Genomic DNA, 16700 nt, shown 5'->3' on the forward strand with positions numbered 1-16700 from the left:
GATCAGCTTATAAGGAATTGTCAGACAAGGCGTTAGCACCCTTCGCCGCACCGAGATGCTTTTGCATCAGGATCAGGTCCAGCCACTGACCGGCCTTGCGCCCCACCTCGGGCATATGCGCAACCGTGTCAAAGCCGAGGGCCGCGTGAAAGGCCACCGCACCGGGGTTCGCCGCACTGATGCCCGCCACCATCACGTGGCGGTTGTCACTGCGCGCTTTGTCCATCAGCGCGTGCATCACCGCGCGGCCCAGCCCCTGCCCTTGCGCCTGCGGTGCCAGCAAAACGGTGTGTTCCACCGTGTCAGCATATCCCGGACCACCCCGAAACGGGCCATAGGTGGCAAAGCCGCCCTGTTCGGGCAGCACCAGAACCGGTTGCGTCGCCACGATATCGGCGACTTGCGCGGTGGTCTTGAGGTCGGTGGTGAAGGTCACCAGCGTATCGGCGATCACTGCGTTCCAGATGTCCGCGATCCATTTGGCATCTTCAACGCGCGCAGGTCGGATCACAGGCTCCGGTCTCCGTGCGGGGTGGAAAATTCTGCGTGCATGGCGACCGGACCGACCTCTATGGCCACACGATCATCGGCCATGTGCTGCGCAAAGGCTGCGGCAAAGGCCGCGCCGTCGGGGTGAGTCAGGGTAAAACGTTTCAGACGCACGCCTGTCGGGGTCAGTTTCCCTGCGGGATGCACATCCGAGGGCCACTCGATCAGTGCGGGCCAGAGGTTGTCATAAGGCGTCGTACCCGCCTCTGATACGGCCATCCGCCACGCAAGATCACCGCGCCGCACGGCGACCGGCGCACCGGCACCGTCGGGGGACGCGGCCAGGGCCGCCTCCATATCCTCTACCGCGCAGGCCCAGTTGGACAGGCGCGCCGGGCCGGAAAACTGGTCCAGATCATACCAGCGGGCACGGGTCGGCGGGGCAACGGCGGGATTTGGGGCAATCGCCTCAAGATAGAGCCCATCCTCAAGCCCCATCAGGGCGTTGTGGGTGTGAAAGACTTCGTGTGCGCCACCGGCCTGCATTGCAACGCCAAGCGCCTCTTCGACATGGGCCTGGGCACTGGCCAGGTCGCGCCCGCCCACCACCAGATGATCAAATTTCATGATGTCCGCCGCTCCATCCCAGATCTCGCCTGTCACCTCTCATCATATGCAGGCCGGGTGCACAAACTGAATAGTGAATACGGTTGCGTATGGCTCCGCAAAGCACCGAAACCTGTCGTTGCGTCAATGCTTTGGCCTGAAACGAAGAATTCTTCGGCACGGATTACAACAGGTGGTGGGTGAACAATCGTTGACACACAGATTTGGGGATGCAACTGTTGGTTGGCGGATTTCCGCGCATACCTTTTTAACTCGATTGGCCAATGTTTTCAGGTTTGTTTTTTTGAGTTTGTCCGGCCAGTCCAACGACGGAGTTCGTCATGAGACTATCCTTTTCCACCCTTTTGAAGTCCGGTGCTGCAGCCTTGGCCATGACGGTCGGCCTGACAGTCGCACCGCAAAAAGCAGAAGCCCAGACTGAGCCTTTCCTGGGTCAGATCATGTTCTTTGGGGGCAACTTCTGTCCACGCGGATGGTCGGCGACCAATGGTCAGCTTTTGGCAATCTCGCAGTATTCCGCTTTGTTTTCAATTCTCGGCACCATGTATGGTGGCGACGGGCGCACAACCTTCGGATTGCCTGAAACACGCGGCCGCGCCATGGTTGGCGTTGGCACGGGCCCCGGCCTGTCGCCAGTGGGATACGGCCAGCGCTATGGCGCGGAAGACGCACAAATCACCAATCCCCAAAGCATTCCATCGCACAGCCACGCATTGCGCGCCGTTGGCCGCGAAGGGACGAAACCCGGCCCCGGCAGTGACTACCTCGCAGAAAGCTCGGATCCGGATATCGTGAAAATCTACCATGACGGTCCGCCAAACCGTACGATGGACCCAGGCTCGATCGAACCGTTCGGTTCCAGCGTGCCCTTCCCGGTGATGACGCCCCGGATCGGGATCCAAACCTGCATCGCATTGCAAGGTGTCTATCCGTCGCGCAACTGATCCGCGCCACATGATGAAAAAGGGGCCTCGCGGGGCCCCTTTTTTGCGCGTTGCCTAGGCCCGGACGTCGCGAATGATGCCAAGGATGTCCTGCGCAGCCGACGGGATGTTCGTGCCCGGGCCAAAGATCGCCTTGACCCCGGCATCATAGAGGAACTGGTAATCCTGCTGCGGGATCACACCGCCACAGATCACGATGATATCCTCGGCCCCTGCATCCTTGAGGGCCTGCACCAGTTGCGGCGCCAAGGTCTTGTGCCCGGCGGCCTGCGACGAGATGCCGATCACGTGCACATCGTTGTCAACGGCATCCTGCGCGGCCTCGGCCGGCGTCTGGAACAGCGGTCCCACATCCACGTCAAAGCCGATATCAGCAAAGGCGGTAGCGATCACCTTGGCGCCGCGGTCATGGCCGTCCTGCCCCATCTTGACGACGAGCATGCGCGGGCGCCGCCCCTCGGTCTCGGCGAAGTCTTCGACCGACTTCTGGATCGCGGCAAAGCCCTCGTCGCCCTCATAGGCAGCGCCGTACACTCCAGCCAGCGTCTTGACCTCAGCCCGGTGACGCCCGAACACCTTTTCCATTGCCATGCTGATCTCTCCCACCGAGGCGCGTGCGCGCGCAGCTTCGACTGCCATTTCCAACAGGTTGCCCGACGCCGCTGCCGCATCACTGAGGGCCGCAAGGGCCGCCTGACAGGCCGCTTCGTCGCGCGTGTCACGGATGCTGTTCAGCCGCGCGATCTGACTGTCGCGCACGGCGGCGTTGTCGATATCGAGGATGTCGATCTCGTCCTCTTTTTCGAGGCGGAACTTGTTCACGCCCACGATCACCTCATCGCCCTTGTCGATCAGCGCCTGACGGGTCGCTGCGGCTTCTTCGATGCGCAGCTTGGGCATGCCGGAGGCGACTGCCTTGGTCATGCCGCCCATCTCTTCGACCTCTTCGATCAGCGTCCACGCGGCCTCGGCCAGATCATGGGTCAGCTTTTCGACGTAGTAGGAGCCTGCCAGCGGATCGACCACATTGGTCACGCCGGTTTCATTTTGCAGGATCAGCTGCGTGTTGCGCGCGATCCGTGACGAGAATTGTGTCGGCAAAGCAATGGCTTCGTCGAACGAGTTCGTGTGCAGCGACTGCGTGCCGCCAAGAACGGCGCTCATCGCCTCGAACGCGGTGCGCACGACGTTGTTGTAGGGGTCCTGCTCTTGCAGGCTCACGCCCGAAGTCTGGCAATGGGTGCGCAGCATGGAGGATTTCGGATTCTTTGGCTCGAACTCGGACATGATGCGGTGCCAGAGCAGGCGCGCCGCGCGCAGCTTGGCCGCCTCCATGAAGAAATTCATGCCGATGGCAAAGAAGAAGGACAGACGCCCCGCGAACGCATCCACGTCCATGCCCCGCGCAATGGCCGCGCGCACATATTCGCGCCCATCCGCAAGGGTAAAGGCCAGCTCTTGCACGAGGTTCGCCCCCGCCTCTTGCATGTGGTAGCCCGAGATGCTGATCGAGTTGAACTTGGGCATCTCGGCGCTGGTGTATTCGATGATGTCCGCAATGATCCGCATCGAAGGTTCGGGCGGGTAGATGTAGGTGTTGCGCACCATGAATTCTTTCAGAATGTCGTTCTGAATGGTGCCCGACAGCTTGGCCTTGTCCACGCCCTGTTCTTCGCCTGCGACGATGAAGCTGGCGAGGATCGGGATCACGGCGCCGTTCATGGTCATCGACACGCTGACCTTGTCGAGCGGGATACCGTCAAACAGGATCTTCATGTCCTCGACACTGTCAATGGCCACACCGGCCTTGCCCACGTCGCCCTGCACCCGCTCGTGATCGCTGTCATAGCCGCGGTGCGTGGCCAGATCGAAGGCGACCGACACACCTTGCTGACCCGCATCCAGCGCGCGGCGGTAAAAGGCGTTGGATTCTTCGGCCGTGGAAAAGCCTGCATATTGGCGGATCGTCCAGGGACGGCCCGCATACATCGTGGCCTTGACCCCGCGCGTGAACGGCGCCTCGCCCGGAATGGTGCCCAGATGGCTCACATCGGCCAGGTCATCCTCGGTGTAGATCGGGGCAACCTCGATCCCCTCGAGGGTGTTCCACTTCAGATCATCGACGGGCCTGCCGCGCAGTTCCGCCTCAGCGCGGGCGCGCCATGCGTCTTTCTTGGCTGTCATTGTGTTGTCCTCTTGTCGGTGGACCTTGTGGCAGGGTGTGCCCCGCGCGTGTCTGGTCCAGGTTCTCTGTCAGTGTTGCCAACCCGTTGGCACCGGCCAGCAGCCAGTGCATGTCGTCGGCATAGGCCTCGCGCAGTTGCGCGCGGGCGGTTTGGTCAAAGGGTGTCCAGCGTTCCGACGTATCGGCCACGTGGCTTGTGTCTTCGTTCCGGGCGTCGAGGATGTCGCGCAAATCCTGCGCGCTCGGGCCACGGTTCAGCCAGCGCGACACGGGTTCGCGGGGGGCCGTGACACCGGTGCATGCGCCCAGCATCAGATCGGGCCGCGCCGCGCTTTTCTCGAACGGGATCACCTCGATCCGCGCCTTGGCCACCGCGCAGGACACATCCCCAATCACATCGCGCCATGTGCGCGTGCTGTCGGCAATATCGGCGCAAGCGGCGTGATCCGGCACCGCGTGCCCGCGCGACACGCCGTAGGCGGCCGCCGATGCCCAGTAGTGATCCAGCGCGCGCACCGACATCACCATCTTGTCGATGCGGCCGTCAAAGGCGCAGTTGTAGCGCGCCATGCGCTCGCCTGCGTCGGGGTACAGTTTGCGCTTGCGCAGGTTCATGCGGACAGAGCCGAGCATGTTCTCGTCACTGACCAGCAGCGTTTCAACGCCGTTGCGTTCGGCCCGGTCCAGTTGCAACAGGATACGCCCACGCGCCCGGCGCGCCGCGTCTGCCCCCAGGCCCGGCACAGGCTGAATGCCCGCAAACAGCCCCTTGCGCGTGCGCGCGGGCCCCCAGAACCCGATGCGATTTCTCTGCAACGCCTCTGCGTGATGCCGGATATAGGCCTGAAAGCTGGTTGTGGCGGTGCGATGCGCCCCGATGTGCAGGATAACTTTCATCTGTGCCCTCTTGCGGATCATGCGCACCTTGCGCGCTCTTTGATCTCGCATGTGAGGGCTTGCCGAGCGATTAAAGCTAAAATTGATGTCTCTGCCCGTCGCAATTGGCGAAAAAGCGGCTACATTACCCCCAGCAGGAGAGTATATGAAACACGCATTACCCTTTGTTCTTGCAGGGCTTTTGGGCGGCTCACTGGCCGCTGCCCAAGGCGATCTGCCCCCCAGCGCATCCGTCTTTCTTGACGGAAACACAGCCGATTTGAGCGAATTTGTATGGGAAAAACGCCCCATCATCGTATTCGCGGACAGCCCGAACGACCCCAACTTCGGTCTGCAGATGGACAATCTGGAAAAGCAGATGGAAGAGCTGGCCAAGCGGGATGTTGTGGTGTTGACCGACACCGATCCAAATGGCGAAGGACCGCTGCGGCAGAAACTGCGCCCGCGCGGCTTCATGCTGGTGCTGATCGGCAAGGATGGCGCGGTCAAGCTGCGCAAACCCTTCCCGTGGGACGTGCGCGAGATCAGCCGCACCATCGACAAAATGCCCATCCGGCAACGCGAAATCCGCGAACGGCGCGGGGCAAGCGACAGCTGAAGGCCGACATCATCGAATGTCAGGCGACGCGGGCGCAAGGGCGCGACATCACGGCAAACAGATGCAAAACGATCCGCTTGCGGGGTGTGGATACACAGATCACCCCCCGCAATCCGACTGCTTATGCCCTGCGTAGATGTCACTCGAACTCCATGATCACATCGTCAACGGCAAGGCTATCGCCTGCCCCGGCGTTGATCTTGGCCACCACGCCCTTCTTCTCGGCGCGCAGGATGTTTTCCATCTTCATCGCCTCGACGGTACACAGCGCCTGACCTTCCTGCACTTCGTCGCCCTCGGCCACGTCCACTTTGACGATCAGGCCGGGCATCGGGCAGAGCAGCATCTTGGACGTATCTGGCGGCGTCTTTTCCGGCATCAGCCGGGCCAGTTCGGCCTGACGGGGCGTGCGCACATGGACCTTGAGGTCGGCACCGCGTGTGCGGATGCGGAAGCCACCCGACACCTTGCCGACCTTCAGCACCAGCGGCGCGCCATCCACGGTCATTTCCGCCAGTTGATCCCCCGGCGTCCAGGCACCTGACACACGCATGTCGGTGCCGTCCTCAAAGGTGACAGTGGCACCGTCATGGTCCGCAGCGATGCTGACGTCATAGGACTGCCCGTCAATGGCGACATTCCAGTCCGAGCCGACCTTACGTTCGTGGTTGTCCATGCGGCCCGACACCCGCGCCCGGCGGATTTCGGCAACACGGTGCATCGCGGAGCAGGCGGCAGACACGCGGCGCAGATCGATTTCGGGCAGCGTCACCCCTTCGAACCCGTCAGGATACTGTTCGGCGATGAAGGCGGTGGTCATGCTTCCATCCACAAAGATCGGGTGATCCATGACCGCACTCAGGAACGGCAAGTTGTGACCGATGCCCTCGACCTCGAAACTGTCGAGCGCGACGCGCATCGCTTCGATTGCCGCCGCACGATCAGGGCCCCATGTGCACAGCTTGGCGATCATGGGGTCGTAATACATACTGATCTCGCCCCCCTCGTAAACGCCGGTGTCATTGCGCACGGCTGTCGGACCAGCAGGCGCATCGCCCTGCCATTTGCCGCTGTCCAGCAGCGGGCCAGCGGCCACCTCCATCGGGGGGCGGTAGCGGGTCAGACGGCCAATCGAGGGCAGGAAGCCGCGATAGGGATCCTCGGCATAAAGCCGGTTTTCAATGGCCCAACCGTTCAGCGTGACATCGTCCTGGGTGATGCTCAGCGGCTCGCCCGCCGCCACGCGGATCATCTGTTCGACCAGATCGACCCCGGTGATCAGCTCGGTCACAGGGTGTTCCACCTGCAAACGTGTGTTCATTTCGAGGAAGTAGAAATTTTTGTCGCCGTCCACGATGAACTCGACGGTGCCCGCGCTGGCATAGCCTACGGCCTTGGCCAGCGCGACGGATTGTTCACCCATTGCCTTGCGGGTCGCCTCATCCAGGAAGGGCGATGGCGCTTCTTCGACAACCTTCTGGTTACGGCGCTGGATCGAACATTCGCGCTCGCCCAGGTAGATGCCGTTGCCATGGGTGTCGCAGAGCACCTGGATTTCGATGTGACGGGGCTGGGTTACGAATTTCTCGATAAAGATACGGTCGTCGCCAAAGGAATTGGCCGCCTCGTTCTTGGACGACTGGAACCCCTCGCGCGCTTCCTCGTCGTTCCAGGCGATGCGCATGCCCTTGCCGCCGCCACCAGCAGAGGCCTTGAGCATCACGGGATAGCCAATCTCGTTCGAGATCTTGACCGCCTCGTCCGCGTCCTCGATCAGGCCCATATAGCCGGGCACGGTAGACACATTGGCCTCTTGTGCGATCTTCTTGGACGTAATCTTGTCGCCCATGGACTCGATGGCTCCCTTGGGCGGACCGACAAAGGCGACGCCCGCCTCTTCCAACGCTTCGGCAAATTTGGCGTTCTCCGACAGAAAGCCATAGCCGGGATGCACGGCCTCGGCCCCGGACTGCTTGATCGCCTCCATCACCTTGTCGATGACGATATAGGACTGGTTGGCGGGCGGCGGACCGATGTGGACCGCCTCGTCCGCCATCTGGACATGCAGCGCCTTGGCATCGGCATCCGAATAGACGGCAACGGTGGGAATGCCCATCTTGCGGGCGGTCTTGATAACACGGCAGGCGATTTCGCCCCGGTTGGCAATTAGAAGCTTCTTGAACATGGGGCCTCACTGGTGGTTCGTGGTCTGAAACACAAAACACCGCCCTGCCGGTTGGCAGGACGGTGCGTGCAATAGATGGACGTCCGGACAGCCGGACGGGTCAGGGTGTTAGCAATTGGCGATGTCGAGTTCGCAGGCAAGCACATTGGCGCCTGCACCGATGGCCGCGCCGGATATAACACTGCCACTGGTGACGGCTGCCGCACCTGCGCCAACGGCGCCGCCGATGATGGCCTGTTCACCCGGGGTGTCGCCACAGGCCGCAAGGCCAAGAAGGGCAACAGTGGCCAGAGTAAGTGTTTTGGTCCGCATGATCCGTCTCCTGTATTGATCTCGGTCGAGATGAGACCAACCGGGTTCGAGATCAATGGTTCCATGACCACGGCCCCAACCTGCGCAAACCGCCGCCCAAAACGGGCCATGCGGGCGCGTATTTGCCGACCATGCGGCACAGAACGATCACGACTGCGTGCAAAGAAAAAGACGGGCAGCATAACGTCGCGAAACGCATGCTGCCCGCCAGGGGAAGGGGTACGGAAATGGTACACAGCGACGGGATAAACCTGGGGAACCGCCGCTGTAACACCACACTCACATGACGCAGCGCCGGATTCATAGCGCGTTTTCAACTGACGTGTAAAATGAGCCGGGTTTCGCCAAATCCGGGAACTTCTGGGCGAATTTGCGCCGATGAAGCCAACAAGCATCAGGGCCACTCCCCGTCAAAAGCGTCCGGAAAGGAGGCGCGCGCCACCGCTTCGTCGATGACCAGCAACGCCTCGTAATCGGCAGGATCAAAGGGATCGGTCGCAGGGATGACTTCGCGCCCGAACAGCCAGGACAGGCGGCCCGCATCGAGATTGCCCCGCTCGAACGGTTCATCCCCGAAATGCGCCCAAAGCGCTGCGAAAAAGGCCGCATCAGCCCGTTTGTCCGGCGGACGCCGGTCGGCAAAACGCTCGCGCCGGGTCAGCGGCGTCACCCCTTTGGGGTTGGGTCGGCGGATGGTAAATTGGAAATCTGTGCCGGTCAGACGACCGGGGAACCCGCGATGTTTCAGCATGCGCTGCCCCCCGCGAAAAGGGGTGTCAGGGCGGACGCAAACGTCCGCCCTGCTGAATTACTTGAACTTGCCCGTGTGGACAGGCTCTTGGCTGATGGGCTCGGGCTCAACGACCACAAACTCTTCGGTGTTGTTGTTGCGGCCACAGGCTGCAACCAGAACCATGAGGCTAACCATGCCCAATACTTTGATGCTCTTCGACATCTGTCTCTCCTGTAATCAACAATTGAACGCACGTCACCGCACGCCCTCTGCGAGGTAAGGTGGTCTTGGGGACCCCTCGCGCACCGTATACGTGATTTGGCGCCAAAAAGAAACGGCGCGACAAAGGCTTGCGCGAGTTGTGGCCACAATGCCGCAGCGACAACCAGACGGCTAAATATGGGTGAAGTCATCAGAATGCCTCCCAGATACAGGCATCATCCTGGATGCGGAAGGCTTCGATGAACTGCGTGGCGTTGGGATCGGCCTGCCCAAACGCCACGGCCCGGTCCATCAATGTGATGACAATCACATCCGGCGCAAGGTTATGTTGCGCCAGATACGGGCGCGCCGTTGTCTCGCACAAATGGGTGAAATCGGCCTCTGCATCGGCCCAGGTGATGTCGCCCCCGTCGCGCGCGATTTGCGGCGCAAGAAAGCGGAAGCGCAGCCAGCTTTCGCTGCCCACCGTGTCGATCAGCACCTCGCTCAATGTCAGGGATTGCCCCGATGGGACGTCCTGCGCCCAGACGGGCGTGGCCACGAAAGCCAGCGTAGCGCAGCCCCGGACCCAGCGCTGTTTCCAGCTGCGGGCTCCTCCCTCCGGGGCTGCTGTGCGTGCGGTGATAACCCGTCGCACTGTTCTACGCGGCGAAATACGCGTCCGTCGGGGCGTCATGGTGCATCTTCTTCTTGCGTTGTAAAGGCCGCAGGTGAGGTGATTTCAATCAATTCCATATCGTCGGAGTGGCGCACCTCTCGGTGCACGATGCCGGGGGGCTGCAAGACGCAGGAGCCTGCGCGCAACACATGCTCGCCCTGCCCCTCATATTCGAACACCACCCAGCCCTGGGTCACATAGACAAGCTGGAACTCAAGGTCGTGGCTGTGCCAGGTTGCCGGGCTTTCCATCCCCGGCACGGCGCGGATCACGTGGGCCCCGAACTTGCCGTCTGTCGCCTCGGGAATGCCCATGTGGCGGTATTCAAAGAACGGGCGCAGGCCCGCCCCCTCGAACGCGCTGCTGTCGGCATGGGAAATGGCAAAGGCCTGATTTTTCCAAGGGCTCATATCGCACCCCCTGCATGGCGTATCCAGCGCGCGCGATTTGCAGGGTCCTCGAGAACACCCCGCGCCCGTGCAAACAGCGCATCCGCGATGGGGCGCGGGGCGCGCCCACCTGCCGTCACCGCCCAGCCCTCGGGCACGGGATCAAGCCGCACGACGGGCGAGAACCCCCGCACCTGTCGCAGGGCGCGCCACAGGTCCTGCCGGATCTGATGGGCCAGGCGCACAGGATCGACACGCGGCAGCACGGATTGCACGGCCAGTTCCAGGCGTGGCGGCAACTGGCGGCACAGGGTCAGGCTGTCGCCTTCGCGCAGGATATGCCAGCGCGCGCTCATGGGCGGCGCGCCACGCAATCAATCTCGACCAGCGCGCCCACCGCCAGGGCCGTGACGCCGACTGTCGTGCGCGCAGGGCGGCGGTCTTCGGGAAAGTAGGTCTGATAGGTGGCGTTGAACCCGGCATAGTCGCGCTCAAACGCGGTGAGGTACGCCCGACACTGCACCACGTGGGACAGATCGAGGCCAACACCGTTCAACACGATCTCGAGGTTCTGCATCACCCGCCGCGTCTGCGCTTCGACTCCTTGCGGCAAGGGTGCATCCGGCGCATCCGGGTCCGTTGGCATCTGCCCGGTCAGGATCACCCAGCCGTCACTCTCCACCGCGTGGGAGAACGGGGCAACGGGGCGCGGGCCGCCTGTGATCATGTGGAACTCAGGCACTACGCACCCCACGGTCTGACACCGTCTGGCAAAGGTTCAGCGGCAACACCCCCGCCCTTGCTGGCCGCGACAGGCCCAATGCAGCTCCAAAGCAATTTTGCGGCGCTGCGATCATCGGAAGTAATTTACGCTGCGACACGACTTGCTCATATACGCCGTCTGATTTGCAAATCTGGACTTCCGAAGAAGATGTTTGTGTTTGGAAGGGTTCGGAACATCCGGCCAGATCATCTGCACGACGATCGACTTTGGGTTGCCGTTCGGCACTGACTTAATCGCTGCATCAGAGAACAATGTGCACACCTCTTTCATGCGCGGCGTACTCACCCGCCATTTCGGGTTGAATTGCCCGAACATCGCAACCCCGATTGTGGCCGCTCCGCGCGTATTGGTTTTGGATATCTGACCATCACGCAAGACTGACCTTTTGATGGTGGATTCTCCGGCTCCCAACAGGCAACCAGATGAACCGTCGCTAAGTTTAAAGCTCTGCTTGCCACGGCAAACGGACTGCTGCTGCGCCATCGCAGGCAACGCCAGACACATCAGCACAATCGCCAGAAGGTATCGCGCACATCCTACTGTACTCGCTTTAGACATCACCTGTTGCGCCCCCTAAAGCGGAATGTTGTCGTGCTTCTTCCACGGCATCTGCACCGACTTGCGGCGCAACGATGCAAAGGCGCGGCTGACGCGTTTGCGGGTGCTGCGGGGCTGGATCACCTCGTCGATGAACCCGCGTTCGGCCGCGACAAACGGGTTGGCAAAGCGGTCTTCGTAATCTGCCGTGTGCTGTGCAATCTTGTCGGCATCGCCCAGGTCGGCGCGGTGGATGATCTCGGTCGCGCCCTTGGCGCCCATCACCGCAATCTCGGCCGTGGGCCAGGCATAGTTGAAATCGCCCCGCAAATGCTTGGACGACATCACCACATAAGCCCCGCCATAGGCCTTGCGGGTGATGACCGTCACCTTGGGCACCGTTGCCTCGCCATAGGCGAACAGCAACTTGGCCCCGTGCTTGATCACGCCACCATATTCCTGCGTGGTGCCGGGCAGAAAGCCGGGCACGTCGATCAGCGTCAGGATCGGGATGTCGAAACAGTCACAGAACCGCACAAAGCGTGCCGCCTTGCGCGCGCTGTCGATGTCCAGAACACCGGCCAGCACCATGGGCTGGTTCGCGACCACGCCGACGGTCTGCCCCTCAAGACGGATGAAGCCGGTGATGATGTTCTTGGCAAACTCCGCCTGCAATTCGTAAAAATCGCCCTCGTCGGCCAGCTTTCCAATCAGCTCTTTCATGTCATAGGGCGAGTTGGGGTTGTCCGGCACCAATGTGTCGAGGCTCGTCTCGACCCGCGCAGGATCGTCAAAGAACGGGCGCACGGGCGGCTTTTCCCGGTTGTTGAGCGGCAGGAAATCAACAAGGCGGCGCACTTCGGCCAGCGCCTCGACATCGTTTTCGAAGGCGGCGTCGGCGACCGAGGATTTCTTGGTATGGGTCGTGGCCCCGCCCAACTCCTCGGCTGTCACTTGTTCGTTGGTCACGGTCTTGACCACGTCGGGGCCGGTCACGAACATGTAAGAACTGTCTTTGACCATGAAGATGAAATCGGTCATTGCCGGGCTATAGACAGCGCCCCCCGCACACGGCCCCATGATCACGCTGATCTGGGGCACCACGCCCGAGGCCTGGATGTTGCGTTGGAACACTTCGCCGTAGCCGGCGAGGCTGTCGACACCTTCCTGAATGCGCGCGCCGCCGGAATCGTTGATGCCGATCACGGGCGCACCATTCTCCATCGCCATATCCATGATCTTGCAGATCTTGGTCGCGTGGGTGGCCGAGACAGAGCCGCCCAGCACCGTGAAATCCTGGCTGAACACATAGACCATGCGCCCGTTGATCGTGCCCCAGCCGGTCACAACCCCGTCGCCCGCAGGCTTTTGCGCGTCCATCCCGAAATCGGTGCAGCGATGGGTGACGAACATGTCGAACTCTTCGAACGACCCCTCGTCCAGCAGCAGGTCAATCCGCTCGCGTGCGGTCAGCTTGCCCCGCGCGTGCTGCGCATCGATCCGCTTTTGGCCGCCACCCAGACGCGCTTGCTCACGCCGCGCTTCCAACTCGGTCAGGATATCTTTCATGCTGTCCCCGCTTTTTGGTTTGGCGCACCATACATGGGGCGCGCACGGGGGTGAATGGCCGTTTCGCATATTTGCAAATTGTTTTCCAATACATCACTGCAAACTGCAAATCAGCAAAGCACAAGTATCCGTGCATAACTGCACTGGACAGTTCAGTTTCACAGGCCTACCTCCGATGGTATGCAAGCGCCGCCCAAGGTCCGCTTTCTGGACCGCACAACACCGCCCCACATTTCGACACTGATCCTTTTGGCCGGGGTATCGGCGATGGTCATGAACATGTTCCTGCCCAGCCTGCCGAACATGACCGCCTATTTCGAGACGGATTACAGCTTGATGCAGCTGTCGGTCGCGCTCTATCTGGCGATGTCCGCAGTCATGCAGACCGTGATCGGTCCGGTGTCCGACAACCTGGGTCGGCGCAAGGTGCTGATGTGGGGGATTGGCCTGTTCATGCTCGCCACATTGGGCTGTATCTACGCCCCCAACGCCCAGGTTTTTCTGGCCTTGCGCATGTGTCAGGCGGTGATTGCCGTGGCCATGGTGCTCAGCCGCGCGGTGATCAGGGACCTTTACGATCAGGATCACTCTGCCTCCATGATCGGCTATGTGACGATGGGCATGGCTGTGGTCCCAATGGTCTCCCCCTTCCTTGGCGGTTTGCTGGAAGAGGCGTTTGGCTGGAAATCCGTCTTCTGGTTCTTCTTTGTCATCGGCGGCCTGCTGTTGTGGCTGGTCTATGCGGATGTTGGCGAAACCGCGCGCCCCTCGTCCAAATCCTTGATCGGGCAGTTCCGCGAATATCCTGAACTCCTGCGCTCGCCGCGCTTCTGGGGTTACTCGCTGGCGGCGGCTTTCTGTTCGGGCTCTTTCTTTGCCTATCTCGGTGGTGCGCCCTTTGTCGGCACCGAGGTCTTCGGGATGAGCCCCTCTGTGCTGGGCTTCTACTTTGGCGCGCCTGCCATTGGCTATTTCATCGGCAACGGGCTGAGCGGGCGGTATGCAACCCGGTTCGGGGTGAACCGCCTTGTGCTCTGGGGGTCCATCGCCAACGCCTTTGGCACGTTCGTGTCCCTTGCGATCTTTGCCGTCGGGATCGGCACTCCGATTACGTTTTTCGGGATGATGACCTTTGTCGGTCTCGGCAACGGCCTGGTTATTCCAAACGCAACGGCGGGCATGCTGTCCGTGCGCCCGCACCTTGCAGGCACGGCGTCGGGCCTTGGCGGGGCGATCATGATCGGGGGCGGTGCAGCACTGTCCGCACTTGCAGGCTTCCTGCTGACCCCGGAAACCGGAGCGTTCCCCCTGCTTTACATCATGTGCGCCACTGGCATTTGCGCCCTGCTGGCCATCGGCGCGGTGTACCGGCGCGAACGGCGCCTTGCGCGCACGGCTTTGCAAACCTAGCCTGTCCGTACTGCAAACCTGCAAATACGGAATCACATGGCCGCCCCAAAACTCTATGCCGGTGCCAAGCTGCGCGAGGTGCGCACGCGCGTTGGCCTGACGCAAAAGGACTTTGCCGCCAAGCTTGGCGTCTCCCTGCCCTATCTCAACCAGATGGAAAACAACAACCGCCCCGTCAGCACATCAGTGGTGCTGAGCCTTGCGCAGGAGTTCGGGCTGGATGTGACCGAGCTCAGCTCGGGCGATGGCGAACGGCTGGTGTCGGACATGCGCGAGGCGCTGGCTGACCCCGTGTTCTCGGGCGATATGCCCCCGCTGGCGGATCTGCGCCTTGCCGCCTCCAACGCGCCTGCACTGGCGCACGCGTTTCTAGACCTGCACCGCGCCTATCGCCAGACCCATGAACGCCTTGCCTCGCTGGACGAGGCATTGGGGCGCGAAGACGCCCGCGCACGGCCCTCTCCGTGGGAGGAGGTGCGCGATTTTTTCCACTACTGTGACAACTACATCGACGCGGTGGACCGCGCCGCCGAACACTTTGCTACAGCCGAAGGACGGCACAACAACATCCGTGTCGCCGCCGTAGCGGCCCTGTCAAACGCGGGCGTCACCGTTTCATTTGACGACACCGACACGCTGCGCCGCTTTGATCCCGAAACGCGCAGCCTGCACATTTCGACCCGCGCCACGCCGCCCAGCCAGACCTTTCAGATGCTGCTGCAAGTGGCCCTGATCCGTCAGAACGCGCTGCTGGATGCTACGCTCGATCTTGCGCGGTTCCAGACCACCGAGGCGCGCGCCATCGCCAAGATCGGGCTTGCCAACTATTTCGCAGGGGCCGCCCTGATGCCCTACGCCGCCTTCCAAAAGGCGGCCCAGACCACGCGGCACGATCTGGAACAGCTCGCCACCGGCTTTGGCGCGTCCATCGAACAGGTCTGTCATCGCCTCTCGACCCTCCAGCGCCCCGGGGCCAAGGGCATCCCCTTCTTCTTCGTGCGCGTCGATCAGGCGGGCACGATCACCAAGCGCCACTCGGCCACCCGGCTGCAATTTGCCCGCTTTGGCGGGGCCTGCCCGCTGTGGAACGTGCACCGCGCCTTTGAACAGCCCGGGCAATTCCTGCGCCAGTTGGCCGAAACGCCGGACGGGGTGCGCTATATCAGCCTTGCACGAGATGTGTCGAAAACCGGCGGGCGCTTTGACGCGCCTGTACGCCGCTATGCGATTGCGCTGGGATGCGAGGTGAAACACGCCCCCGACCTCGTCTATGCCGACGGGATGGACATCGCGCGCGATCACGCGTTCGAGCCTATCGGGATTTCCTGCCGTATCTGCGAACGTAAGCATTGCCACCAGCGGTCGGTGCCCCCGCTTGAGCGGCAATTGTCGGTCGATCCCGACACGCGCGAGGTGCTGCCCTACACGGTCAACTAAAGCGTTTCGACTTTATGTCGAGACACCCGGCATCGCTTTTCGCGTTCGACCGAAGGGAGAGGCAGCGAACAAGCGATTCAAGGTTAAGTCCAAACGCTCTAACGCCGCGCGGCCCGCCAGCCCGCGGCCTGCGCTTCTGTGGGCGAACAGAACCAGCGCTCGCCCCGTGCGAGGTTGATGCCCGTCTGCTCGTAATACTCCTGTCCGGGGACGTGAAATATCTGCCCGTTCTTGGAAATGTTGCCCTTGATCCGGCAGTCGGGATCGATGGGAATGCGCCCCTTGGCCCGGGTCTTGCGGAATTGCGCGGGGGATTGCACGCGAAACCCGTGCAGGCCGCGATCACTGACATAGGCCGCTTTTTCATCCAGATCGTAATCCATGCCGTAGCGGCGATAGGCAAAGGCCCAGCCCTGCGCGACAATCTCTTGGCCCATATCCACGCCCGCCGCATCGCATTTGGCCACGATGCGCCCGTACTTGTCGGTGTCGATGGCCGCGCAACGCGCCGCCCGACCACTAAAGCGATCCACCACCTGCTGCGTCGCCCAGGCCCCGCAGGCAAAGGGCAATCCGTGTTCGGTGACACAGGTCTGATCCTGTTCGGGGGCGTCAATGGCATGCAGACGGATGCGTGTGGCGCCCACATCAACCGTGTCCGCATCGATCACGCGGATTGTCCCGGATACATCGGCAAAGGAAAACAGAGGCGTGCAAATCAGAA

At 61.8% G+C, this 16700-nt stretch carries 19 protein-coding genes; 4 read left to right on the forward strand and 15 right to left on the reverse strand.

Features of this window, described 5'->3' with window-relative positions:
- Positions 1-7: 7 nt before the first annotated feature.
- Together ACMHLQ_RS04990 and ACMHLQ_RS04995 are read right to left on the reverse strand one after the other, a co-directional pair.
- A complete protein-coding gene (locus tag ACMHLQ_RS04990) occupies positions 8-511 on the reverse strand; it encodes a GNAT family N-acetyltransferase (RefSeq protein WP_415403699.1) in 504 nt (167 codons plus the stop codon).
- A complete protein-coding gene (locus ACMHLQ_RS04995; RefSeq protein ID WP_415403700.1) occupies positions 508-1116 on the reverse strand; it encodes a VOC family protein in 609 nt (202 codons plus the stop codon). The genes ACMHLQ_RS04990 and ACMHLQ_RS04995 overlap by 4 nt, the downstream gene beginning before the upstream one ends.
- 320 nt (positions 1117-1436) lie before the next feature.
- On the opposite strand from ACMHLQ_RS04995, the gene ACMHLQ_RS05000 reads away from it, so the two are divergent.
- Positions 1437-2060: a phage tail protein gene (locus ACMHLQ_RS05000; protein WP_415403701.1), complete on the forward strand. Its 624-nt coding sequence runs from the start codon at positions 1437-1439 to the stop codon at positions 2058-2060.
- 54 nt (positions 2061-2114) lie between these two features.
- On the opposite strand, the gene scpA is transcribed toward ACMHLQ_RS05000, so the two are convergent.
- Both scpA and ACMHLQ_RS05010 read right to left on the reverse strand, forming a co-directional pair.
- Complete coding sequence (gene scpA / locus ACMHLQ_RS05005) at positions 2115-4244, reverse strand: methylmalonyl-CoA mutase (protein ID WP_415403702.1); 2130 nt, start codon at positions 4242-4244, stop codon at positions 2115-2117.
- On the reverse strand, positions 4207-5163 hold the full coding sequence (locus ACMHLQ_RS05010) for a hypothetical protein (protein WP_415403703.1): 957 nt from the start codon (positions 5161-5163) through the stop codon (positions 4207-4209). The genes scpA and ACMHLQ_RS05010 overlap by 38 nt, the downstream gene beginning before the upstream one ends.
- 124 nt (positions 5164-5287) lie before the next feature.
- Here ACMHLQ_RS05010 and ACMHLQ_RS05015 point away from each other — a divergent pair, with 124 nt between their 5' ends.
- Positions 5288-5740: a DUF4174 domain-containing protein gene (locus ACMHLQ_RS05015; protein ID WP_415403704.1), complete on the forward strand. Its 453-nt coding sequence runs from the start codon at positions 5288-5290 to the stop codon at positions 5738-5740.
- 139 nt (positions 5741-5879) lie between these two features.
- Here the strand turns inward: ACMHLQ_RS05015 and ACMHLQ_RS05020 are convergent, their stop codons facing one another.
- The 10 genes from ACMHLQ_RS05020 to ACMHLQ_RS05065 all read right to left on the reverse strand — a co-directional run bounded on the left by ACMHLQ_RS05020 (position 5880) and on the right by ACMHLQ_RS05065 (position 13129).
- The gene (locus tag ACMHLQ_RS05020) at positions 5880-7925 is read right to left on the reverse strand and encodes an acetyl-CoA carboxylase biotin carboxylase subunit (protein WP_415403705.1); all 2046 of its coding nucleotides are present in this window, start codon (positions 7923-7925) and stop codon (positions 5880-5882) included.
- Positions 7926-8033: 108 nt separating this feature from the next.
- Positions 8034-8237, reverse strand: coding sequence for a hypothetical protein (locus ACMHLQ_RS05025; RefSeq protein WP_415403706.1), 204 nt, complete (start codon positions 8235-8237; stop codon positions 8034-8036).
- Positions 8238-8631: 394 nt separating this feature from the next.
- A complete protein-coding gene (locus ACMHLQ_RS05030; protein ID WP_415403707.1) occupies positions 8632-8988 on the reverse strand; it encodes a hypothetical protein in 357 nt (118 codons plus the stop codon).
- 57 nt (positions 8989-9045) lie between these two features.
- A complete protein-coding gene (locus tag ACMHLQ_RS05035) occupies positions 9046-9192 on the reverse strand; it encodes a hypothetical protein (RefSeq protein WP_415403708.1) in 147 nt (48 codons plus the stop codon).
- A 190-nt stretch (positions 9193-9382) separates the two neighbouring features.
- Entirely contained in the window at positions 9383-9733 is a 351-nt protein-coding gene (locus ACMHLQ_RS05040) for a DUF6497 family protein (RefSeq protein WP_415403709.1), read from the reverse strand.
- A gap of 131 nt (positions 9734-9864) precedes the next feature.
- Positions 9865-10260 (reverse strand): cupin domain-containing protein, encoded by a 396-nt coding sequence (locus ACMHLQ_RS05045; RefSeq protein ID WP_415403710.1) that lies wholly within the window; start codon positions 10258-10260, stop codon positions 9865-9867.
- On the reverse strand, positions 10257-10595 hold the full coding sequence (locus tag ACMHLQ_RS05050; protein WP_415403711.1) for a hypothetical protein: 339 nt from the start codon (positions 10593-10595) through the stop codon (positions 10257-10259). The genes ACMHLQ_RS05045 and ACMHLQ_RS05050 overlap by 4 nt, the downstream gene beginning before the upstream one ends.
- On the reverse strand, positions 10592-10981 hold the full coding sequence (locus ACMHLQ_RS05055; protein WP_415403712.1) for a RidA family protein: 390 nt from the start codon (positions 10979-10981) through the stop codon (positions 10592-10594). Before ACMHLQ_RS05055 ends, ACMHLQ_RS05050 begins: the two co-directional genes overlap by 4 nt.
- A gap of 111 nt (positions 10982-11092) precedes the next feature.
- On the reverse strand, positions 11093-11581 hold the full coding sequence (locus ACMHLQ_RS05060; RefSeq protein WP_415403713.1) for a hypothetical protein: 489 nt from the start codon (positions 11579-11581) through the stop codon (positions 11093-11095).
- A gap of 15 nt (positions 11582-11596) precedes the next feature.
- Positions 11597-13129, reverse strand: coding sequence for an acyl-CoA carboxylase subunit beta (locus tag ACMHLQ_RS05065; protein WP_415403714.1), 1533 nt, complete (start codon positions 13127-13129; stop codon positions 11597-11599).
- Between the two features lie 180 nt (positions 13130-13309).
- On the opposite strand from ACMHLQ_RS05065, the gene ACMHLQ_RS05070 reads away from it, so the two are divergent.
- Positions 13310-14539 carry a multidrug effflux MFS transporter gene (locus ACMHLQ_RS05070; RefSeq protein WP_415403715.1) on the forward strand — a complete coding sequence of 410 codons (1230 nt, stop codon included), beginning with the start codon at positions 13310-13312 and terminating at the stop codon, positions 14537-14539.
- A gap of 36 nt (positions 14540-14575) precedes the next feature.
- Positions 14576-15976: a helix-turn-helix domain-containing protein gene (locus ACMHLQ_RS05075; RefSeq protein WP_415403716.1), complete on the forward strand. Its 1401-nt coding sequence runs from the start codon at positions 14576-14578 to the stop codon at positions 15974-15976.
- 98 nt (positions 15977-16074) lie between these two features.
- Here the strand turns inward: ACMHLQ_RS05075 and ACMHLQ_RS05080 are convergent, their stop codons facing one another.
- Positions 16075-16647: a thermonuclease family protein gene (locus tag ACMHLQ_RS05080; RefSeq protein ID WP_415403717.1), complete on the reverse strand. Its 573-nt coding sequence runs from the start codon at positions 16645-16647 to the stop codon at positions 16075-16077.
- Between the last annotated feature and the right edge of the window lie 53 nt (positions 16648-16700).

It is taken from the genome of Tateyamaria algicola (assembly GCF_047715485.1).
GTDB lineage: Bacteria > Pseudomonadota > Alphaproteobacteria > Rhodobacterales > Rhodobacteraceae > Tateyamaria.